22 protein-coding genes and 1 pseudogene are annotated in these 20,885 nt (G+C 37.5%); all 23 read left to right on the forward strand.

Annotated elements, in window-relative coordinates; all coding sequences use genetic code 11:
- The first annotated feature begins 13 nt into the window (after window positions 1–13).
- The 23 genes and pseudogenes from K1I61_RS07930 to nusG all read left to right on the forward strand — a co-directional run bounded on the left by K1I61_RS07930 (window position 14) and on the right by nusG (window position 20,728).
- Complete coding sequence (locus K1I61_RS07930; RefSeq protein ID WP_223334654.1) at window positions 14–736, forward strand: WecB/TagA/CpsF family glycosyltransferase; 723 nt, start codon at window positions 14–16, stop codon at window positions 734–736.
- The gene (locus K1I61_RS07935; protein ID WP_223334539.1) at window positions 711–1,796 is read left to right on the forward strand and encodes a glycosyltransferase family 4 protein; all 1,086 of its coding nucleotides are present in this window, start codon (window positions 711–713) and stop codon (window positions 1,794–1,796) included. Before K1I61_RS07930 ends, K1I61_RS07935 begins: the two co-directional genes overlap by 26 nt.
- Complete coding sequence (wecB, locus tag K1I61_RS07940) at window positions 1,793–2,881, forward strand: non-hydrolyzing UDP-N-acetylglucosamine 2-epimerase (RefSeq protein WP_223334537.1); 1,089 nt, start codon at window positions 1,793–1,795, stop codon at window positions 2,879–2,881. The genes K1I61_RS07935 and wecB overlap by 4 nt, the downstream gene beginning before the upstream one ends.
- A gap of 5 nt (window positions 2,882–2,886) precedes the next feature.
- Window positions 2,887–3,852, forward strand: coding sequence for a glycosyltransferase family 2 protein (locus K1I61_RS07945; protein ID WP_223334535.1), 966 nt, complete (start codon window positions 2,887–2,889; stop codon window positions 3,850–3,852).
- Between the two features lie 6 nt (window positions 3,853–3,858).
- Window positions 3,859–5,274, forward strand: coding sequence for a flippase (locus tag K1I61_RS07950; protein ID WP_223334533.1), 1,416 nt, complete (start codon window positions 3,859–3,861; stop codon window positions 5,272–5,274).
- Window positions 5,275–5,491: 217 nt separating this feature from the next.
- Window positions 5,492–6,640 (forward strand): polysaccharide polymerase, encoded by a 1,149-nt coding sequence (locus tag K1I61_RS07955; protein ID WP_223334531.1) that lies wholly within the window; start codon window positions 5,492–5,494, stop codon window positions 6,638–6,640.
- Window positions 6,641–6,768: 128 nt separating this feature from the next.
- Entirely contained in the window at window positions 6,769–7,866 is a 1,098-nt protein-coding gene (glf, locus tag K1I61_RS07960; protein WP_223334529.1) for a UDP-galactopyranose mutase, read from the forward strand.
- Window positions 7,867–7,881: 15 nt separating this feature from the next.
- Entirely contained in the window at window positions 7,882–8,937 is a 1,056-nt protein-coding gene (locus K1I61_RS07965) for a glycosyltransferase (protein ID WP_223334527.1), read from the forward strand.
- Between the two features lie 395 nt (window positions 8,938–9,332).
- Window positions 9,333–10,524: pseudogene (gene ftsA / locus K1I61_RS07970) on the forward strand (cell division protein FtsA); the annotation flags it as partial.
- Complete coding sequence (locus tag K1I61_RS09055; RefSeq protein ID WP_390899508.1) at window positions 10,515–10,700, forward strand: cell division protein FtsA C-terminal domain-containing protein; 186 nt, start codon at window positions 10,515–10,517, stop codon at window positions 10,698–10,700. The pseudogene ftsA and the gene K1I61_RS09055, both read left to right, overlap by 10 nt.
- A 16-nt stretch (window positions 10,701–10,716) precedes the next feature.
- Window positions 10,717–11,970, forward strand: coding sequence for a cell division protein FtsZ (gene ftsZ, locus K1I61_RS07975; RefSeq protein ID WP_223334523.1), 1,254 nt, complete (start codon window positions 10,717–10,719; stop codon window positions 11,968–11,970).
- Between the two features lie 5 nt (window positions 11,971–11,975).
- A complete protein-coding gene (locus K1I61_RS07980) occupies window positions 11,976–12,647 on the forward strand; it encodes a YggS family pyridoxal phosphate-dependent enzyme (protein ID WP_223334521.1) in 672 nt (223 codons plus the stop codon).
- A gap of 9 nt (window positions 12,648–12,656) precedes the next feature.
- On the forward strand, window positions 12,657–13,205 hold the full coding sequence (locus K1I61_RS07985; RefSeq protein WP_223334519.1) for a cell division protein SepF: 549 nt from the start codon (window positions 12,657–12,659) through the stop codon (window positions 13,203–13,205).
- Window positions 13,205–13,465: a YggT family protein gene (locus tag K1I61_RS07990; protein ID WP_223334517.1), complete on the forward strand. Its 261-nt coding sequence runs from the start codon at window positions 13,205–13,207 to the stop codon at window positions 13,463–13,465. The genes K1I61_RS07985 and K1I61_RS07990 overlap by 1 nt, the downstream gene beginning before the upstream one ends.
- Window positions 13,462–14,247 carry a YlmH family RNA-binding protein gene (locus K1I61_RS07995; protein ID WP_223334515.1) on the forward strand — a complete coding sequence of 262 codons (786 nt, stop codon included), beginning with the start codon at window positions 13,462–13,464 and terminating at the stop codon, window positions 14,245–14,247. Before K1I61_RS07990 ends, K1I61_RS07995 begins: the two co-directional genes overlap by 4 nt.
- Before the next feature lie 8 nt (window positions 14,248–14,255).
- Window positions 14,256–14,510, forward strand: coding sequence for a DivIVA domain-containing protein (locus K1I61_RS08000; protein ID WP_223334513.1), 255 nt, complete (start codon window positions 14,256–14,258; stop codon window positions 14,508–14,510).
- 16 nt (window positions 14,511–14,526) lie between these two features.
- Window positions 14,527–15,339: a DivIVA domain-containing protein gene (locus K1I61_RS08005; RefSeq protein WP_223334511.1), complete on the forward strand. Its 813-nt coding sequence runs from the start codon at window positions 14,527–14,529 to the stop codon at window positions 15,337–15,339.
- 255 nt (window positions 15,340–15,594) lie between these two features.
- On the forward strand, window positions 15,595–18,387 hold the full coding sequence (gene ileS, locus K1I61_RS08010; protein WP_223334509.1) for an isoleucine--tRNA ligase: 2,793 nt from the start codon (window positions 15,595–15,597) through the stop codon (window positions 18,385–18,387).
- Window positions 18,388–18,488: 101 nt separating this feature from the next.
- Window positions 18,489–18,857 carry a hypothetical protein gene (locus K1I61_RS08015; RefSeq protein WP_223334507.1) on the forward strand — a complete coding sequence of 123 codons (369 nt, stop codon included), beginning with the start codon at window positions 18,489–18,491 and terminating at the stop codon, window positions 18,855–18,857.
- 132 nt (window positions 18,858–18,989) lie between these two features.
- Window positions 18,990–19,682 (forward strand): phosphoglycerate mutase, encoded by a 693-nt coding sequence (locus tag K1I61_RS08020; protein WP_004254105.1) that lies wholly within the window; start codon window positions 18,990–18,992, stop codon window positions 19,680–19,682.
- Window positions 19,683–19,803: 121 nt separating this feature from the next.
- Entirely contained in the window at window positions 19,804–19,956 is a 153-nt protein-coding gene (gene rpmG, locus K1I61_RS08025; protein ID WP_001809375.1) for a 50S ribosomal protein L33, read from the forward strand.
- A 9-nt stretch (window positions 19,957–19,965) separates the two neighbouring features.
- A complete protein-coding gene (gene secE, locus K1I61_RS08030) occupies window positions 19,966–20,142 on the forward strand; it encodes a preprotein translocase subunit SecE (RefSeq protein ID WP_004254104.1) in 177 nt (58 codons plus the stop codon).
- A 49-nt stretch (window positions 20,143–20,191) separates the two neighbouring features.
- Entirely contained in the window at window positions 20,192–20,728 is a 537-nt protein-coding gene (gene nusG / locus K1I61_RS08035; protein ID WP_004254102.1) for a transcription termination/antitermination protein NusG, read from the forward strand.
- Window positions 20,729–20,885 lie beyond the last annotated feature (157 nt).

Here is a 20,885-nt window from a genome sequence, read left to right on the forward strand (position 1 = left end):
TAGTTTTAATTTAATGGGGGTCAGAATTGACCCCTTAACAATGGACGAAACTGTCCAAGCTGTTGAAAAATTTGTTCTTGAGCAACGGCCACTCCATCTAATGGGGGTGAACGCAGACAAAATTAATCAATGTCAAACAGATGAATCTATTAAAAAGATAGTGAACGCTTCTGAGATTATTAATGCAGATGGAGCTTCAGTTGTTCTTGCTTCCCGCTTTTTGGGTTATCAAGTTCCTGAGAGAGTTGCTGGGATTGATTTGATGCAAAGATTGCTCTTGTTGGCCAATGAAAAGTCTTATTCGGTTTATTTTTTTGGTGCCAAGGAAGAAGTTTTAATAGACATGCTAGAAATCTTTAAGAAAGACTATCCAAATTTACGAGTCCTTGGATATCGTAATGGTTATTTTTCTGAAGAAGATGAATACGGTATTCAAGAAGATATCCGAGAGAAAAATCCTGATTTTGTTTTTGTTGGGATTACCTCTCCCAAGAAAGAATACATCATTCAAAAATTTATGGATCAAGGTGTTAATTCTGTCTTTATGGGAGTTGGAGGTAGCTTTGACGTTTTATCTGGCCATATTAAACGAGCTCCTCTCTGGATGCAAAATGTGCATCTTGAATGGCTGTTCCGAGTGGCAAATGAACCTAAACGTCTCTTTAAACGTTATTTTGTAGGGAATGCCACTTTTATTAAGCGAGTTTTAGATGAAAAACGAAAATCAAAAAAATAATATTTTACATATTTCACGTACCATGGATATCGGTGGTGCAGAGCGTATTGTTTACCAGTTGAGCTCAGATTTGAAAGATGAGTTTGACAGTGTTCATGTCGCATCTACAGGTGGAATTTGGGAGAGCAATCTTGCTGCTAAAGGTATTCAACATCATAAAATTATAGATATTGATAGTAAAAATCCACTGACAGTATTAAAGCTTCTATATTCTATTCACCAGATTATCAAAAACAATGAGATTACTATAGTCCACACTCATCACCGGATGGCTGCTTTTTATATCCGATTATTAAAGCTTTTTAATTCAAAATTAAAACACATTTATACAGCTCACAATGTCTTTAAGGATAAATTACCTCTATATAGATTTGCTTTAAAAAATGCTAAAAGTGTAGCAGTAGGAGAGGCGGTAAATAAAAACCTAAAAGAAGACGTAGGAATTACTGATAGTAGGGTTATTTATAATGGAGTCGTTTTAAAAGAAACGAATGACCAGGTCGATGAGATTATCAGTTATAGTGGGATTAAACTTGGCTGTATTGCTAGGTTATCTGAACAAAAAGGTTTGACTTATCTTATTGATGCTATGTCTTTACTGACTATTAAGGATATTCGATTATTTATCGTTGGTGAAGGTGAGCTTCGAGAAGAATTGGAAAACAAGGTTAAAGAGCTAGACCTTCAAGATTCGGTAATTTTTTTAGGATATCGCAAGGATATTGTGGAATGTATTAATAGTTTTGATTTTTGTGTTTTACCTTCAGTATTTGAAGGATTTGGCCTAGTTGCTATTGAGGCATTTATGAATAGCAAAACCTTAGTTGCGACGGATATACCGGGATTAAACGAAGTAGTAACAAATAAAAATGGGGTTCTAGTTCCGGCAAAAGACTCTGCTGCTCTGGCATCTGCTATTGATAAATTAGCTACAGATGCAACACTAAGACAGGAACTTGCTAGTCAAGCAAAGAAAGACTATGAAAATAAATTTAGTTATCCTTTATTCTTGGAGAACTATAGGGAACTGTATAGAGAACTAAAGGGAGAATCAAAATGAAAAAAGTCATGTTGGTTTTTGGGACGCGCCCAGAAGCAATCAAAATGTGTCCCTTAGTAAATGAGTTGAAGAAAAATGACTCAATTAAGACTCTTGTCTGCGTGACTGGACAGCATAAGGAAATGCTTGAACAGGTTTTGGACGTTTTTAAAGTAGTACCAGACTATGATTTAGGGATTATGAAGGCAAACCAAACCTTATTTTCAATCACGACCAGTATTCTAGATAAAATTCAAGCAGTGCTTGAACAAGAACAACCAGATATTGTGCTTGTTCACGGAGATACGACAACAACTTTCGCAACGGCCTTGGCAGCCTTTTATATGGGGATTAAAGTTGGACACGTGGAAGCAGGTTTAAGAACCTACAATCTTCAAAGTCCATTCCCTGAGGAGTTCAATCGTCAGACAACTTCTATCATTGCAGATTATCATTTTGCGCCAACAGAAGTGGCTAAAGACAATCTTCTAAAAGAGGGAAGAGAGAATATTTTTGTAACAGGTAATACGGTTATTGATGCTTTAAAGACAACTGTTCAGGATGATTACAATCACCCAATTTTAGAGTGGGCTAAGGATAGTAAGTTGATTATGTTGACAGCTCACAGACGTGAAAATCTTGGACAACCAATGGAAAATATGTTTAATGCTGTTAATCGTATTTTAAATGAATTTGAAGATGTAAAAGTTGTTTACCCAATTCATAAAAACCCTAAAGTTCGTGAATTGGCAAGTAAAGTCTTTGGGGATAATGAACGCATGAAAATCATTGAACCTTTAGAAGTTATTGATTTCCATAATTTCATGAATCAAAGCTACATGATTTTAACAGATTCTGGTGGAGTTCAAGAAGAAGCTCCATCGTTAGGGAAGCCTGTTTTAGTCATGCGTGATACAACAGAGCGTCCAGAGGGGATTGCGGCTGGAACATTAAAATTAGTGGGTACGGAAGAAGAAAATATTTACTCTAATTTTAAGCTTCTTTTAGAAAACCAAATAGAATATAACAAGATGAGTAAGGCTAGCAACCCTTATGGAGATGGAAAAGCTTGTGAAAGAATCGTCAATATCATTTTGGAAGGATAGGGATAATGGATAAGGTTTCTATTATTGTACCAGTATACAATGTCGAAGATTGCTTAAGCTATTGTGTAGACAGTCTAAGACAACAGACCTATAAAAATATAGAAATTATACTGGTAGACGATGGTTCTACAGATTCTTCAGGAGAAATTTGTGACCAATATGCTCAAGAAGATGACAGAATAAAAGTTCTGCATATTGAAAATGGGGGATTATCCAATGCCCGCAATACTGGGGTAAAAGAATCTTCAACAGATTGGATTGTTTTCATTGATTCAGATGATTATTATGACCATAGAGCCATTGAATATTTAGTAGAACTTAGAGATAAGTATAGAGTTGATCTTGTAGCAACTCCAGTGATTGAAGTTAGAAACTATGAAAATAGCGATTTCCTAGGAGATTTCAGAGAGAAATATTCTGGAAAATTAGATCGTCGAACAGCTTTAGAACAAATGTTTTATGGAAATTATGTTGGGACACATTCAGGTGGTAAACTATATAAGAAAGAAATTTTATTAAGGTTTCCATATCCTAATGGGATGTTGTATGAAGATTTAGCTCTTGCTTATGAGCATATTGCTTCCTGTGAAAATATTGCTGTTAGTGATCTAAATCTTTATAAATACTATCGAAGACCAGGAAGTATTGTAAATTCTAAGTATAGTGATCGTCTCTTAGATTTTTACAAGGCAATGGAATGGAATATAAGTTATGTTGAACGAGACTATTCAGGTGATAGGGATATGAGAAGAGCCTTGAATGTTCGCTATGTTTTTAATGGTCTGCATATTGTACATGCTATGCTTAGTTCAGATATGTATGCTGAAGTTAATAAAATTAGAAAAGAATACATTCAATATTTCAAAGATGTTATTCTGAATTCAAATGTTACAAGGAAAAATAAAGTGAAATACTTGATGCTTTTGGTTTCTCCAAAACTGTATGAAAAAATTAGAGAGAAGATGAGTTAGGTAAGAATGAAGATTTTAAAAAATTATGCATATAATCTCTCTTACCAGCTACTAGTGATAATTCTTCCTATTATAACAACACCTTATGTAACTAGGGTATTTAGTTCAACTGATTTAGGTACTTATGGTTATTTCAATTCAATTGTAACCTACTTTATTTTATTGGCGACATTGGGCGTGGCCAATTATGGTACAAAAGAAATTTCAGGCCATCGTAAAGATATCAGAAAAAACTTTTGGGGCATATACACCTTGCAGTTTGGTGCGACCATTCTGTCAATATGCTTATACATTCTCTTATGTATGTCCTTGTCATTTATGCAAAATCCCGTTGCATATATTTTGGGCTTGAGTCTGGTATCTAAAGGGATGGATATCTCCTGGTTATTTCAAGGGTTAGAGGATTTTCGCAAGATAACAGTTAGAAATATTACTGTTAAACTGGTCGGTGTCATTTCAATCTTCTTATTTGTAAAATCAGCAAATGATTTATATCTTTATGTGTTTTTGCTAACAATATTTGAATTATTGGGGCAGTTTAGTATGTGGTTGCCAGCTAGAGAATTTATCGGGAAACCACATTTTGATTGGTCCTATGCTAAACAACACTTGAAACCAGTTGTTCTCTTGTTTTTGCCGCAAATAGCTATTTCGCTATATGTTACTTTGGATCGTACTATGCTAGGGGCATTAGCCTCAACTAAAGACGTCGGAATTTATGACCAAGCCTTAAAATTGGTCAATATTTTGCTTACACTAGTGACTTCGTTAGGAAGCGTAATGCTTCCTCGTGTTGCCAATCTCCTATCAACTGGAGATCACAAGGCTGTAAACAAAATGCATCAGATGTCTTTCTTAATATACAATTTAGTCATTTTTCCTATAATAGCAGGAATGTTAATTGTTAATGATGATTTCGTGCAATTTTTCTTAGGACAGGATTTCCAAGATGCTAAATATGCGATAGCAATTATGATTTTTAGAATGTTCTTTATTGGCTGGACAAATATTATGGGTATTCAAATTTTGATTCCACATAATAAAAATAAAGAATTTATGATTTCGACAACTATTCCAGCTATTGTGAGTGTCGGTTTAAATTTATTATTACTACCTAAATTAGGTTATATCGGAGCAGCCATTGTTTCTGTATTAACAGAAGCCTTAGTATGGGCTATTCAACTGTATTTTACCAGAAACTATTTAAAGGAAGTGCCTCTTCTAGCTTCGACAGTTAAAATTATAGGAGCATCAGCTCTCATGTACGGTGTACTATTCGTTGTAAAAACTACAGTGAATTTTACGCCTGTTATAAATGTTATGGTATTTGCTACAATAGGAGCGATACTTTACATTTTTCAAATACTATTCTTAAAGGTAATTAGTCCAAAAGAGTTGAAACAGCAGTTATTGAATAAGTGAAATTGAATGGAATAAATAGAAATTTCAGTAGCTTATAGTCTTATTGTAAAATGAACTCTTGTATAGATTAAATTCGCTTTGGTTGATTAAATAGTTAGGAAAGGGAGGATAGAAGAGTATAAGTGAACTAGAAGATTAAAGAAATATTATTTTTTCTCATTCAATTCCATATTTCTTTTTCTTATAAATCACTCTGTATGATTCTTTTTCAAAAAATATGATAAAAATTAAATTTGAAAACCTACTAGTCAGCATTGTTGTATCTGTAGTGGTATTTTTTAATACCATATCAACTACGATGCTGGATAGGACTTTTTTTCAAGTCAAAGTAAATTTCCTATTTTTGGTTGTATTGCTTTTAGGGCTTCGTTTTTTGTATAAAATGCGGGTCTCATACAAATATCTAATACTTTCTATTCTATTGTTGCTTTCGGGGGTTTTAGTGTATTTTCAAACGAATAGACTTAATTTTCTAGTCTATTCGATGCTACTAGTCCTCTTGGTTAATGTAGATATGAAAGTAGTTTTGAGGAACTATGTAGTTGTAGCTGGTATTCTCGTAGTTGGAGTTTTTCTTTTATCACTTGCTGGCATAGTTCCTAATCTACAATATAATCGTGCGGGAGTTATTCGAAATTCGTTTGGGTTTATTTATCCTACGGACTTTGCATCACATTGCTTCTATCTATTTTTAGCAATTTCCTATCTTCTAAAAGATAAATTTATATGGACCAGATCTCTGTTTGGTGTCTTGCTATCAGCTTTCATTATAAAATACTGTGATGCACGTTTAAATGCTTTGTCAATCTTGTTAGCGACAGTTATTTTCATTTATTTTTATTACAGCAAAGAGAAAAAACTAAAGATATTTGCCTTGTTCCCATATTCGGCTGTTATATTCGCATCAATTGTTACCTATTTGTCATACAAGTTTTCTTGGTCTAATCCATTTTTAGTATCGATAAACAAATTAATTACGGGAAGGCTGGCTCTAGGCAGGAATGCATTTACTACATTTGAAGTGCATCTATTTGGGACTAGAAACGTTCAATTTATCGGATCAGGTGGAAAAACAGAATCTGTAATTGGGTATAACTATGTAGATTCTTCTTATGTGCAGATGTTATTTACATATGGAATAGTTCCTGTAGTCCTATTGATCGTAATTTATGTTGTCGCCTCGAGAAAACAGTATAAGGATGGTCAATATTTATTCGTTGCGATTTTATCATTGATTGCTTTTAACTGTATGATTGAAGCCTTTTGGTTTGTTCCTACATATAATATATTCATGTTTTTACTATTTACAACAAATACTTTTAGTAAAAAAGAATCGAATGATATTACTAAATTAAATGCGACCTAGTTCTAGTACTAGACTTTAGGAGGCTTTAATAGATGCTAAGAGTCCTTTCTAAGAAAGAAAAAATAACGTTTGCTGGCCCGGAGTCAGCATTAATAAGAAATTGTAGAGTTCATTAACGGAGTTTTAATATGTATGACTATTTAATTGTTGGTGCAGGTTTGTCTGGAGCAATCTTCGCACACGAAGCTACAAAACGTGGTAAAAAAGTAAAAGTGATTGACAAACGTGATCACATCGGTGGAAATATCTACTGTGAAAATGTTGAAGACATCAATATCCACAAGTATGGTGCCCACATTTTCCATACCTCAAACAAAAAGGTTTGGGATTATGTCAACCAATTCGCTGAATTCAATAACTATATCAACTCACCAGTGGCTAACTACAAGGGCAGCCTCTACAATCTTCCTTTCAACATGAATACCTTCTACGCTATGTGGGGAACTAAGACACCACAAGAAGTCAAGGATAAGATTGCCGAGCAAACGGCTGACATGAAGGATGTTGAGCCTAAGAACTTGGAAGAACAAGCTATCAAGTTGATTGGCCCAGATATCTATGAAAAGTTGATTAAGGGCTATACCGAAAAACAATGGGGCCGTTCTGCTACAGATCTTCCACCATTTATCATCAAACGTCTACCAGTTCGTTTGACCTTTGATAACAACTACTTTAATGACCGTTACCAAGGAATTCCAATCGGTGGATACAACGTCATCATTGAAAATATGCTTGGTGATGTGGAAGTAGAGCTTGGCGTTGATTTCTTTGCTAATCGTGAAGAGCTTGAAGCATCAGCTGATAAAGTTGTCTTTACAGGGATGATTGACCAGTACTTTGACTACAAACACGGTGAGTTGGAGTATCGCAGTCTTCGTTTTGAACACGAAGTCTTGGATGAGGAAAATCATCAAGGAAATGCCGTGGTCAACTACACCGAGCGTGAGATTCCTTATACTCGTATCATTGAGCATAAGCACTTCGAATATGGTACACAACCTAAGACAGTTATCACACGTGAATACCCAGCTGATTGGAAACGTGGAGATGAACCATATTACCCAATCAACGATGAAAAGAACAACGCTATGTTTGCTAAGTACCAAGAAGAAGCAACCAAAAATGATAAGGTTATCTTCTGTGGACGTTTGGCAGACTATAAATACTACGACATGCACGTGGTTATTGAGCGTGCTTTGGAAGTCGTAGCAAATGAATTTGATTGAAAGAAATAGTGATTCATGAAGTATTTTCTAAAAGAAGAGTTTTTAAAAGATTCTGGTGCTCGAAACGCTGGAAATAAGGCCAGAAATGATGTCGAGGAAATTGTCAAACGAGAAGGCTATCAACCCTTGTTGTTAACAGTTGAGGATTGGTATCAAATGGGAACCGTTAAAGCCCAACGACACAAGGCAAAAGCTCTAGCTCAAGCTTTTTCTCAGTTGAAATCAGGGGATCAATTATTGATTCAATTCCCCATGCTCCATCATAGTTTTTTCACCACTCGCTTGGTAAGAAAAATCCAGCGAAGAGGGGTACAAGTCTATTTTATTATCCATGATTTGGAAGCTTTGCGCTATGCCAATCTGGATACAGTACCTTTGAAGCATAAGATTCGAGTCCATCTTCAAGAATCGAGTCTATTGAAGGTGGCTGATGGAGTGATTGCTCATAATCCGATTATGAAATCAGTATTGGTGGAGAAGGGGCTCCCAGAGCACAAACTAGTTAGTTTAGAAATTTTTGACTACCTCATTCCGAATTACCAAGAGAAAGATGGTCTATCAAAGGATCAACCAATCATTGTAGCAGGGAATTTAGCCCAAGAAAAAGCAGGTTACCTTTATCAATTGCCTGCTAGACCGGCCTACAATCTCTATGGTGTCGGTTTTGATGAGAGTAGAGCTTTAGAGAATGAGGCTTACTTTGGTTCTTTCTTGCCAGACGAACTTCCTGCAGCCCTTGAGGGTGGTTTTGGGCTTGTATGGGATGGTGATAGTGCTGAAACATGTAGTGGTGTTTTCGGAGAGTACCTCCGTTATAACAATTCTCACAAGGCATCCCTTTATTTGGCATCTGGATTCCCGCTTGTAGTGTGGAAACAGTCTGCCTTGTCTCACTTTGTGCTTGAGAAGAACTGTGGTGTTGCAGTGGAGTCTCTTCATGATTTAAAAAACACGATTGAAAATCTATCAGATGCCGATTATCAAGAATTGGTTGCAAATGCAAAAAATATTGGTAAAAAAATACGAGATGGTTTTTATCTAACCAGTGCTCTTAAAAAATTAACAAAATAAGAAGTCTTTTTGGACTTCTTATTTTTGTTACAAAGTTAATCTTCTAGTATATAAGTTAGAGAAGAAGCGATTAGTTTTTAGGGACAATTTAAGTATTTCATCTTAACGCAAAATTGAAATGAAGTTGGCATGAAATTACTTGAAAAATACAATAAATTACACAGCATTTTTCAGCTTTTCTGACATTTTTACACTGTTTTTCATAGAAAAAATAAAAAAGAGGGACTTGTAATGGAATATTAAAATAAATTTAATGAAAAACCTTCGATAAAATCACAAAAAAATTAGGCACGAATCGGATTTTTGTGATATAATATTCTGTGAATAGCTATGCCTTCTTGTAGCTGTTAAAAAATCAAAGTGTGAAACTTGGAAGATAGAGAGGACGCAATGTAATGACTAGAAATGGTTTCTTTACAGGCTTAGATATTGGAACAAGCTCAATTAAAGTGTTAGTTGCTGAGCTTGTAGATGGTGAAGTAAATGTAATCGGTGTTAGCAACGCCAAAAGTAAAGGTGTCAAGGATGGGATTATCGTTGACATCGAAGCCGCAGCAACGGCTATCAAATCTGCTATTTCTCAAGCAGAAGAAAAAGCAGGGATTTCAATTAAATCCGTAAATGTTGGACTTCCAGCAAACTTGTTGCAAGTGGAACCAACTCAAGGAATGATTCCTGTAACATCAGATACAAAAGAAATTACAGATCAAGATGTTGAGAATGTTGTCAAATCGGCTTTGACTAAGAGTATGACACCTGATCGTGAAGTGATTACGTTTGTGCCAGAAGAATTTGTAGTAGACGGTTTCCAAGGTATTCGTGACCCACGTGGTATGATGGGTGTTCGTTTGGAAATGCGTGGGCTTCTCTATACAGGTCCAAGAACCATTCTTCACAACCTTCGTAAAACTGTAGAACGTGTTGGAGTTCAAGTTGATAACGTGATTATTTCACCGCTTGCAATTGTAAACTCTGTTCTTAACGAAGGCGAACGTGAGTTTGGAGCGACTGTTATTGATATGGGTGGTGGCCAAACAAGTGTTGCTACTATCCGTAATCAAGAACTACAATACACAAATGTTTACCAAGAAGGTGGCGATTACGTCACTAAGGACATTTCAAAAGTTCTTAAAACTTCTAAGAAAATTGCAGAAGGTTTGAAGCTTAACTACGGTGAAGCTTATCCGCAACTTGCAAGCAAAGAAACTTTCCAAGTTGAAGTGATTGGTGAAGTAGAACCTGTTGAAGTTACAGAAGAATACTTGGCTCAAATTATTTCAGCTAGATTGAAACACATCTTTGAACAAATCAAACAAGATTTGGAAAGAAGACATTTGTTGGACTTGCCGGGTGGTATTGCTCTGATTGGTGGGAATGCTATTCTACCAGGTATCGTTGAGCTTGCCCAAGAAGTACTTGGAGTTCGTGTGAAACTTTATGTTCCAAACCAAGTAGGTATCCGCAATCCTGCATTTGCTCATGTGATTAGTTTGTCAGAATTTGCTGGAAGTCTTACAGAAGTGAATGTTTTGGCTCAAAGAGCTATCAGAGGAGATCAAGTTCTACGTCAACAACCAATTGATTTCAGAACTTCAAGTCAGGAAAAACCTGCAGCTTCTCAACGCTCAGTGTTTGGTACAACTTCAACTGAATCAGCAGAACCAACTTATACTGCTGAATCAGCAACTCCAAATCAATCAGAAGAGAAACCAAAATTAACTGAGCGATTCCGTAGCTTAATCGGAAGCATGTTTGATGAATAGGATAGAGGGATAAAATATGACATTTTCATTTGATACAGCAGCAGCACAAGGTGCAGTAATTAAAGTAATTGGTGTCGGTGGTGGCGGTGGAAACGCCATTAACCGCATGGTTGACGAAGGCGTTTCAGGTGTTGAGTTCATCGCAGCCAACACAGATGTACAAGCCTTGAGCAGTACAAAAGCTGAAACAGTTATCCAACTTGGTCCAAAATTAACTCGCGGACTTGGTGCTGGAGGACAGCCTGAAGTTGGTCGTAAGGCTGCTGAAGAAAGCGAAGAAGTAATTACTGAAGCTATCAGTGGTGCAGATATGGTCTTCATCACTGCTGGTATGGGTGGTGGTTCTGGTACAGGTGCTGCACCAGTTATCGCTCGTATCGCTAAAGGTTTAGGTGCTTTGACTGTCGGTGTTGTGACACGTCCATTCGGTTTCGAAGGAAGCAAGCGTGGTCAATTCGCAGTCCAAGGGATCAACGAACTTCGTGAACATGTTGATACTCTCTTGATTATCTCAAACAACAACTTATTAGAAATTGTTGACAAGAAAACTCCACTTCTTGAAGCTTTGTCTGAAGCAGATAACGTTCTTCGTCAAGGTGTTCAAGGGATTACAGATTTGATTACAAATCCTGGTTTGATCAACTTGGACTTCGCAGACGTGAAGACAGTAATGGCAAACAAAGGAAATGCCCTCATGGGTATCGGTATCGGTAGCGGAGAAGAGCGTGTTATCGAAGCGGCTCGTAAAGCTATCTACTCACCACTTCTTGAAACAACTATTGATGGAGCAGAAGATGTTATCGTTAACGTAACTGGTGGTTTGGATATGACTTTGATTGAAGCAGAAGAAGCTTCTGAAATCGTCAATCAAGCTGCTGGACATGGCGTAAATATCTGGCTCGGTACTTCTATTGATGAATCAATGAAAGATGAAATCCGTGTAACTGTTGTTGCAACTGGAGTTCGTCAAGATGCAGTCGAAAAAGTTGTAGCGCCACAACCAAGACAAGCGTCATTCCGTGAACCAGTAAAATCTGGACATACACACACTTATGACCGTCATTTTGATTTGGCAGAAACAGCTGAACTTCCAACTCCTTCACAACGTCACACTGAAGCGCCTAAAGCATCAGCTTTTGGTGACTGGGACTTGAGACGTGATTCAATTGTTCGTCAAGGTGAATCAGTCGTGTCACCAGTTGAACGTTTCGAAGCACCAGCTTCTGACGAAGATGAATTGGAAACACCACCATTCTTTAAAAACCGTTAATAGAGATGGATTTAAAAGAAAATACAAATCAGGTATTTCACCAGGTTACAAAAGCAATTCAAGAAACCGGCCGTGAAGACGGTTCGGTTTCTGTAATTGCCGTAACAAAATATGTTGATATTGCAACTGCAGCAAATTTGATTGACCAAGGAGTCAAACACATCGGTGAAAACCGTGTCGACAAATTTCTTGAAAAGTATCATGCTTTAAGTGATAAAGATGTTACTTGGCACTTGATTGGTAGCTTACAAAGAAGAAAAGTTAAGGATATCATTCCTTATGTTGATTATTTTCACGCTTTAGATTCTTTGAAATTAGCCCAAGAGATTCAAAAACGTGCCGATCGAACAGTTAAATGTTTTTTGCAGGTCAATATTTCTGGAGAGGAAAGCAAGCATGGTTTTTCAAAAGAAGAACTATTGACAGTCTTGCCAGACTTGTCTAGCTTGGATCAAATCGAGTATGTTGGTCTCATGACCATGGCTCCCTTTGAGGCCCAAACAGAAGAGTTGCAAAAAATCTTTAAAGAAACGCAAGAGTTGCAACAATACATTCGTGAACAACAATTCCCCAATATGCCAATGACAGAACTAAGTATGGGAATGAGTCGTGACTACAAAGAAGCGATTCAATGTGGCTCGACTTTTGTTCGAATTGGTACAGCATTTTTTAAATAGGAAATAATCATGTCATTAAAAGATAAATTTGATAAATTTATAGATTACTTTACAGAAGATGGAGATGAAGTTGCTTCAGAAGTTGTAGCTGCACAACCTGAACGTTCACTAGTTTCGGTGCCTCAAAAAAGAGAATTGCCACAGCAAGCTGCTGCTCAAGAATCTTCTTCAGTTGAAACAAAAGAGAAAAACATTACAAAACTTCATGCACGTCAGCAACAACTAGCAATTGAAAGCCATCGCTCTACTGAAAAAGTAACCATCGATGTTCGTTACCCACGCCGTTACGAAGATGCAACAGATATTGTTGATTTGTTGGCTGGAAATGAAAGTATCTTGATTGACTTCCAATATATGACAGAAGTTCAAGCTCGTCGTTGTTTGGATTACTTGGATGGAGCACGTCATGTCCTTGCTGGTGAGTTAAGAAAAGTAGCGAACACAATGTATCTTTTGACACCTGTTGGTGTTGTGGTAAACATTGAAGATATTCGTTTACCTGAAGAAGCTCAAAGCGAAGAATACGACTTTGACATGAAGAGAAATAGAGTACGTTAATGTTTCTAATAATTCGTTTTATCCAAAATGCTACAGATATCTATTCGCTGATACTTGTAGCTTTTGCTCTATTATCATGGTTTCCAAATGCCTATAACACACAGTTGGGGAAATTTTTAGAGACTTTGTGTAAACCAATTCTTGAACCTCTAAGATGTCTACCTCTTCAAATCGCAGGTTTGGATTTCTCGGTTTGGATAGCTCTAATTCTCTTACGCATGATTAGCCGCTATCTCATCAATTTGCTGGTCGTATTATGAGCAAGGAACTTTACCAACATTTCGCAACGGAGGATATTCCATTCATCGATAAGGGGTTGGAATGGTTGAGTCAAGTCGAGGAGCACTATGCACCGATTTTATCTCCTTTTATAAATCCTCACCAAGTATTTATCTTGGAAACTTTAGGAAATAATAGAGGGATAAAAGTCTTCTCTAGTACGAGTTATATCTCTTCGGAGTACGCTAGGGTTATTTTAGCGCCCGATTACTTCACGCCAAGTTTGGAAGATTTTGAAATGACCTTGCTTGAGATCGTGTATCCCAGCAAGTTTCAGCAACTGACCCATTCAAAGATATTGGGTACAGTTCTCAATCGACTAGGTATTGACCGTAAGTTATTCGGAGACATTCTGGTGACAGAAGATAAAGCCCAAATTATTGTCGATCGAAGATTTACCACTCTTTTCCAAGATGGAATTCAAAAGATTTCCAAGTTGCCTGTAAGTTTAGTAGAACGTCCTTTTTCAGATATGATAGAATCCAAAGATGACTATCAAGAAAAAGAAGTCTTGGTTTCAAGTCTTCGACTGGATGCCTTCTTATCTAGCATATTGAAATTATCTCGTTCCCAAACTTCGGCTCTGGTTGAAAAAAAGTTGGTTCAAGTCAACTATCATATAGTTGAAAAATCGGACTATCCGGTAAAATTTGGTGATTTAATCAGCGTCAGACGCTTTGGTCGAATTATCTTACTTAAAGAAAATGGTCAAACCAAAAAGGATAAGAAAAAATTAACAGTCCAGCTACTATTAAGCAAGTGAGAATAAATATGTCAATTACACCACAAGAAATTAGTGATAAAGCTTTCTCAAGATCATTTAGAGGCTACAATCAGGAAGAAGTTGACCTATTTCTAGATAAGATTTATTTTGAATTAGAGGAATTAATCCGAAACAAAGAGGAAACGGAACTCTACATCAAAAAGCTAGAAGAACGTCTTTCCTATTATACGAATGATATTCCTAAGAGAACAGTAACAAACGAGCAAGAACCAGAAGCAATTAATGATTCTATTTTTTATTAAATAAGTGAGGAAAAATATGCCAATTACATCGTTAGAAATTAAGGATAAAACCTTTGGTGTTCAGTTTAGAGGTTTTAACCGTGAAGAAGTTGATGAATTTTTAGATATTGTTGTTCGTGACTATGAAGCACTTGTACGAAGCAATCATGAAAAAGAACAACACATTAAAAACTTAGAAGAACGTTTGTCGTATTTTGATGAGATTAAGGATTCATTGAGTCAATCAGTTTTGATTGCCCAAGACACAGCTGAACGTGTGAAACAAGCTGCGAATGACCGTTCTAATAACATCATTAAGCAGGCTGAGCAAGATGCCCAACGCTTACTTGATGAAGCTAAGTATAAAGCCAATGAAATTTTGCGTCAAGCTACAGATAATGCTAAAAAAGTTGCTGTAGAAACTGAAGAGTTGAAGAATAAGAGCCGCGTCTTCCACCAACGTTTGAAATCAACAATCGAAAGTCAGTTGGCTATTGTTGATTCATCAGATTGGGAAGAAATTTTGCGTCCGACTGCAACTTATCTTCAAACTAGCGACGAAGCATTTAAGGAAGTCGTCCAAGAAGTTCTAGGTGAAGATGTATCCTCATATCATGATGAAGAACCAATTGACATGACTCGTCAATTTTCTCCAGAAGAAGTTGCAGAACTACAAGCGCGTATTGAAGCAGCTAACAAAGAATTGTTAGAGGCTGAACAAGCTGCTGAAGAGTCAACTGAAACTGAAGTTGAACTTCAGCCAGTTGCTGAAACTCCTGTTGAACCAGCACATGAGGAAGGACCTCAAGATGATGCTGACACTCAACAAGAATCAGTTCTAATTTTATAAGAATCTCATTAGAGAACAAGAATTTATCAAACACATTTCTAGCGAGTAGGAGATGGTGAAAGTCCTACAATCCCTGTTGGTAAATTCATCCTCTCTTAGTATCAAATCTGAAAATAGTAAGATTTGACGTTGCCCACGTTACGGGAAAAGAGGGAAAGAGACTAGGTCTTTTTCCGAACAAAGGTGGTACCACGATTTTCGTCCTTTTTGCGAGTCGTGGTTTTTATATTGTCAATTTACATTAAAGGAGTACTAATGAAACTTAAAGAAACCCTCAATCTTGGGAAAACAGAATTTCCAATGCGTGCCGGTCTTCCGACCAAAGAGCCAGTTTGGCAAAAGGAATGGGATGAAGCTAAACTTTATCAACGTCGTCAAGAATTAAATGAAGGAAAACCGCATTTCACCCTTCATGATGGCCCTCCGTATGCCAACGGAAACATCCACGTTGGACATGCCATGAACAAGATTTCAAAGGATATCATTGTTCGTTCAAAATCGATGTCAGGATTCTACGCACCATACATTCCAGGTTGGGACACTCACGGTCTGCCAATTGAGCAAGTCTTGGCAAAACAAGGCGTTAAACGCAAAGAGATGGACCTTGTTGAATACTTGAAACTTTGCCGTGAGTACGCTCTGTCTCAAGTAGATAAACAACGCGAAGACTTTAAACGATTGGGTGTTTCTGGTGACTGGGAAAATCCATATGTGACCTTGACGCCTGACTATGAAGCAGCGCAAATCCGTGTCTTCGGTGAAATGGCTAATAAAGGCTACATCTACCGTGGAGCGAAGCCCGTTTATTGGTCTTGGTCATCTGAGTCTGCGCTTGCTGAAGCGGAAATTGAATACCATGACTTGGTTTCAACATCACTTTACTATGCCAACAAGGTAAAAGATGGTAAAGGTGTCCTTGATACAGATACTTACATCGTCGTTTGGACAACAACTCCATTCACCATCACGGCTTCACGTGGTTTGACTGTTGGTGCGGATATTGATTACGTCTTGGTGCAACCAGCTGGTGAACCTCGTAAGTTTGTGGTTGCTTCAGAATTGTTGAACAGCTTGTCTGAGAAATTCGGTTGGTCTGACGTTCAAGTTTTGGCTACTTACCGTGGTTCAGAATTGAACCAAATTGTGACAGAGCATCCATGGGATACAGCAGTAGATGAACTCGTTATCCTTGGTGACCATGTTACAACTGATTCTGGTACTGGTATCGTCCATACAGCTCCTGGTTTTGGTGAGGATGACTACAATGTCGGTGTTGCCAATGGGCTTGAAGTTGCTGTGACTGTTAACGAACGCGGGATCATGATGGCCAATGCAGGTGCAGAGTTCGAAGGTCAATTCTATGACAAGGTTGTGCCAACAGTTATTGAAAAACTTGGTAGCTTGCTCCTTGCTCAAGAAGAAATCTCTCACTCCTACCCATTTGACTGGCGTACGAAAAAACCAATCATCTGGCGTGCCGTGCCACAATGGTTTGCCTCTGTATCAAAATTCCGCCAAGAAATCTTGAACGAAATTGAAAAAGTCAAGTTTCATTCAGAATGGGGTAAAATCCGTCTTTACAACATGATTCGTGACCGTGGTGACTGGGTCATCTCTCGTCAACGTGCTTGGGGTGTGCCACTTCCAATCTTCTATGCAGAAGACGGAACACCAATCATGACAGCTGAAACCATCGAGCATGCAGCCCAACTCTTTGAAGAACATGGTTCCATCATCTGGTGGGAACGTGATGCCAAAGACCTCTTGCCAGAAGGATTTACCCATCCAGGTTCACCAAATGGTGAGTTCAAGAAAGAAACAGACATCATGGACGTATGGTTTGACTCAGGTTCATCATGGAATGGAGTTGTGGTAAACCGTCCTGAGCTTAAATATCCAGCCGACCTCTATCTAGAAGGTTCAGACCAATACCGTGGTTGGTTCAACTCATCACTTATCACTTCTGTGGCTAACCACGGTGTAGCGCCATACAAACAAATCTTGTCGCAAGGTTTTGCTTTGGATGGTAAAGGTGAGAAGATGTCTAAATCTCTTGGAAATACCATTGCTCCAAGCGATGTTGAAAAACAATTCGGTGCGGAAATCTTGCGTCTCTGGGTAACCAGTGTAGACTCAAGTAACGATGTACGTATCTCTATGGATATCTTGAGTCAAGTTTCTGAAACTTACCGTAAGATCCGTAACACACTTCGTTTCTTGATTGCTAACACATCTGATTTTAACCCAGCTGAGGATGCAGTAACTTACGAAGAACTTCGTTCTGTTGATAAGTACATGACTATTCGCTTTAATCAACTTGTTAAGACTATTCGTGACGCTTATACAAACTTTGAATTCTTGACAATCTATAAAGCCCTAGTGAACTTTATCAACGTTGATTTGTCTGCTTTCTACCTTGACTTTGCCAAAGATGTTGTCTACATCGAAGGTCCAAAATCTCTTGAACGCCGTCAGATGCAAACCGTCTTTTATGATATTCTTGTGAAAATCACGAAACTCTTGACACCAATTCTTCCACACACTGCTGAAGAAATCTGGTCATATCTCGAGTTTGAAACAGAAGACTTTGTTCAATTGTCAGAATTGCCAGAAGCACAAACATTTGCCAACCAAGAGGAAATCTTGGATGCCTGGTCAGCCTTCATGAACTTCCGTGGTCAAGCTCAAAAGGCTTTGGAAGAAGCACGTAATGAAAAAGTGATCGGTAAATCACTTGAAGCTCACTTGACAGTTTATCCAAATGAAGTGGTGAAAACTCTTCTTGGAGCTGTTGATAGCAATGTAGCCCAACTCTTGATTGTCTCTAAATTGACCATCGCTGAAGGTCCAGCTCCAGAAGACGCTGTTAACTTTGAAGATGTAGCCTTCACGGTTGAGCGTGCGGCTGGTGAGGTTTGTGACCGTTGCCGCCGTATCGATCCAAGTACAGCAGAACGTAGCTACCATGCAACTATCTGCGATCACTGTGCAAGCATCGTCGAAGAAAATTTTGCAGATGCAGTAGCAGAAGGATTTGAAGCTAAATAGTCTAACAAAAATACAGGAGAAATTCCTGTATTTTTTTAAAAAATAAAAACTTTAATAAAAATATGGTATAATATACCTTATTAAAATAAAAGGAGATATTTATGAAGACAAAAACACTAGCACAAGTAGATGGCTTTATTGGTATTATTGCAGGGGCAATTTTAGCTTTCTTACCAATTTTTATGGTATTTCTTGCAGCCATTTCTGAAGACGAAGATGCTGCAGGGCTAATTTTGGGCATTATTTTCATTGTTTTTTCTTTAGTGAAAATTGCAACCCTCATTCTTGGAATCCTCTCACTTGTCTACTATAAGGATGACAATCGTATTTCACTAGCACCATCGATTCTATTTATCGTAGGTTCTGTAGTTGCTTTGATTCCTTTTCTTGGATGGATTGGTGGAATCGTCCTTATCATCGGAGGAGCTTTGTACCTAGCAAGCTTGAAACAATTTAGAATTGAAGAATAAATTATCTTTTAGGGAAGAGTCCATGAGCTCTTCTCTTTTTCGTTGATTTTAACTAGCTTTTTTGTGAATAATTGTGTAAAATAGAATAGATAAACGAGGGCAACCTCGAAAAATAAAAGGAGAATCCAACTAATGGTAAAATTGGTTTTCGCTCGCCACGGTGAGTCTGAATGGAACAAAGCTAACCTTTTCACAGGATGGGCTGACGTAGATCTTTCTGAAAAAGGTACTCAACAAGCTATCGATGCTGGTAAATTGATTAAAGAAGCTGGTATTGAATTTGACCAAGCTTACACTTCAGTATTGAAACGTGCAATCAAAACAACTAACCTTGCACTTGAAGCATCTGACCAACTTTGGGTTCCAGTTGAAAAATCATGGCGCTTGAACGAACGTCACTACGGTGGTTTGACTGGTAAAAACAAAGCTGAAGCTGCTGAACAATTTGGTGATGAGCAAGTTCACATCTGGCGTCGTTCATACGATGTATTGCCTCCAGCAATGCCTCGTGATGATGAGCACTCAGCTCACACTGACCGTCGTTACGCTTCACTTGATGACTCAGTAATTCCAGATGCTGAAAACTTGAAAGTGACTTTGGAACGTGCCCTTCCATTCTGGGAAGATAAAATCGCTCCAGCACTTAAAGATGGTAAAAACGTATTCGTAGGTGCACACGGTAACTCAATCCGCGCCCTTGTAAAACACATCAAACAATTATCAGACGACGAAATCATGGATGTGGAAATCCCTAACTTCCCACCATTGGTATTCGAATTTGACGAAAAATTGAACGTAGTTTCTGAATACTATCTTGGTAAATAATGTAAAATAGAGTCTAGGATTATTCCTAGGCTTTTTTTATTTTGAAAATAGGAAAATGCAGAGTGCAATTTAACTTGTCAAAGACAGGGATTCTTGTTATAATAGATAGGATGGAGGCGCTATGGCACTTAAAAAAGCAAGTTTAGCTTGTGCGGTTTGTGGTTCAAGAAACTACTCAATTAAAATTAGTGGGAATCCAAAACCGACTCGCTTAGAAGTAAATAAATTTTGTAAACATTGTGGTAAATACACAACACATCGAGAAACGAGATAGGAGATAAGAATGGGTTTTATTAAGGATATCTTTACACTTCTTAAAGATACAACTTGGCCAACTCGAAAACAAAGTTGGGTAGATTTCAAATCTATCATGGAATACACTGCCTTCTTTGTTGTCATCATTTATATTTTTGACCAGTTAATCGTTAGCGGATTAATCCGATTCATTAACATTTTTTAAGATAGTATAAATAGGCTGAAAGAAGTTTACCATTAAGAAAGGAAAAAAGATGGATAGTTTTGATAAAGGATGGTTTGTCCTACAAACATATTCTGGTTATGAAAATAAAGTAAAAGAAAATCTCTTGCAACGTGCACAAACATACAATATGTTGGATAATATCCTACGTGTGGAAATTCCAACTCAAACTGTGCAAGTTGAAAAAAATGGGAAGAAAAAAGAAGTTGAAGAAAATCGCTTCCCAGGATATGTCCTTGTAGAAATGGTTATGACCGATGAAGCTTGGTTTGTAGTTCGTAATACACCAAACGTTACGGGATTTGTCGGCTCACACGGGAACAGATCTAAACCAACTCCGCTTTTGGAACAAGAAATCAGAGATATCTTGGTATCAATGGGACAAACGGTTCAAGAATTCGATATCAATGTTGAAGTTGGTCAAACAGTTCGAATCATTGATGGTGCCTTTGCTGATTACACAGGAAAAATTACTGAAATTGATAATAACAAAGTGAAAATGATTATTTCAATGTTTGGTAATGATACAGTAGCAGAAGTAAACTTGAATCAAATTGCTGAATTGTAATCTCAGTTACTCATCTACTTGTGAATCTAGAATTCTGTCAACTAATTTTTTAAAAACTAGTTGACAAGATTCTAAAAGCGGGTATAATAGAAAGAGTTGAAAAAGCTCAGGTCCGTTGGTCAAGGGGTTAAGACACCGCCTTTTCACGGCGGTAACA

Origin of the sequence: Streptococcus infantis, from assembly GCF_019929665.1 — a bacterium.
GTDB classification, from domain to species: Bacteria; Bacillota; Bacilli; order Lactobacillales; family Streptococcaceae; genus Streptococcus; species Streptococcus infantis_H.

Coding starts and splice junctions, on each gene's coding strand:
- K1I61_RS07930 (WP_223334654.1), top strand. CDS start 14: ATGGGGGTCAGAATTGACCCCTTAACAATGGACGAAACTGTCCAAGCT.
- K1I61_RS07935 (WP_223334539.1), top strand. CDS start 711: ATGAAAAACGAAAATCAAAAAAATAATATTTTACATATTTCACGTACC.
- wecB (WP_223334537.1), top strand. CDS start 1,793: ATGAAAAAAGTCATGTTGGTTTTTGGGACGCGCCCAGAAGCAATCAAA.
- K1I61_RS07945 (WP_223334535.1), top strand. CDS start 2,887: ATGGATAAGGTTTCTATTATTGTACCAGTATACAATGTCGAAGATTGC.
- K1I61_RS07950 (WP_223334533.1), top strand. CDS start 3,859: ATGAAGATTTTAAAAAATTATGCATATAATCTCTCTTACCAGCTACTA.
- K1I61_RS07955 (WP_223334531.1), top strand. CDS start 5,492: ATGATAAAAATTAAATTTGAAAACCTACTAGTCAGCATTGTTGTATCT.
- glf (WP_223334529.1), top strand. CDS start 6,769: ATGTATGACTATTTAATTGTTGGTGCAGGTTTGTCTGGAGCAATCTTC.
- K1I61_RS07965 (WP_223334527.1), top strand. CDS start 7,882: ATGAAGTATTTTCTAAAAGAAGAGTTTTTAAAAGATTCTGGTGCTCGA.
- ftsZ (WP_223334523.1), top strand. CDS start 10,717: ATGACATTTTCATTTGATACAGCAGCAGCACAAGGTGCAGTAATTAAA.
- K1I61_RS07980 (WP_223334521.1), top strand. CDS start 11,976: ATGGATTTAAAAGAAAATACAAATCAGGTATTTCACCAGGTTACAAAA.
- K1I61_RS07985 (WP_223334519.1), top strand. CDS start 12,657: ATGTCATTAAAAGATAAATTTGATAAATTTATAGATTACTTTACAGAA.
- K1I61_RS07990 (WP_223334517.1), top strand. CDS start 13,205: ATGTTTCTAATAATTCGTTTTATCCAAAATGCTACAGATATCTATTCG.
- K1I61_RS07995 (WP_223334515.1), top strand. CDS start 13,462: ATGAGCAAGGAACTTTACCAACATTTCGCAACGGAGGATATTCCATTC.
- K1I61_RS08000 (WP_223334513.1), top strand. CDS start 14,256: ATGTCAATTACACCACAAGAAATTAGTGATAAAGCTTTCTCAAGATCA.
- K1I61_RS08005 (WP_223334511.1), top strand. CDS start 14,527: ATGCCAATTACATCGTTAGAAATTAAGGATAAAACCTTTGGTGTTCAG.
- ileS (WP_223334509.1), top strand. CDS start 15,595: ATGAAACTTAAAGAAACCCTCAATCTTGGGAAAACAGAATTTCCAATG.
- K1I61_RS08015 (WP_223334507.1), top strand. CDS start 18,489: ATGAAGACAAAAACACTAGCACAAGTAGATGGCTTTATTGGTATTATT.
- K1I61_RS08020 (WP_004254105.1), top strand. CDS start 18,990: ATGGTAAAATTGGTTTTCGCTCGCCACGGTGAGTCTGAATGGAACAAA.
- rpmG (WP_001809375.1), top strand. CDS start 19,804: ATGGCACTTAAAAAAGCAAGTTTAGCTTGTGCGGTTTGTGGTTCAAGA.
- secE (WP_004254104.1), top strand. CDS start 19,966: ATGGGTTTTATTAAGGATATCTTTACACTTCTTAAAGATACAACTTGG.
- nusG (WP_004254102.1), top strand. CDS start 20,192: ATGGATAGTTTTGATAAAGGATGGTTTGTCCTACAAACATATTCTGGT.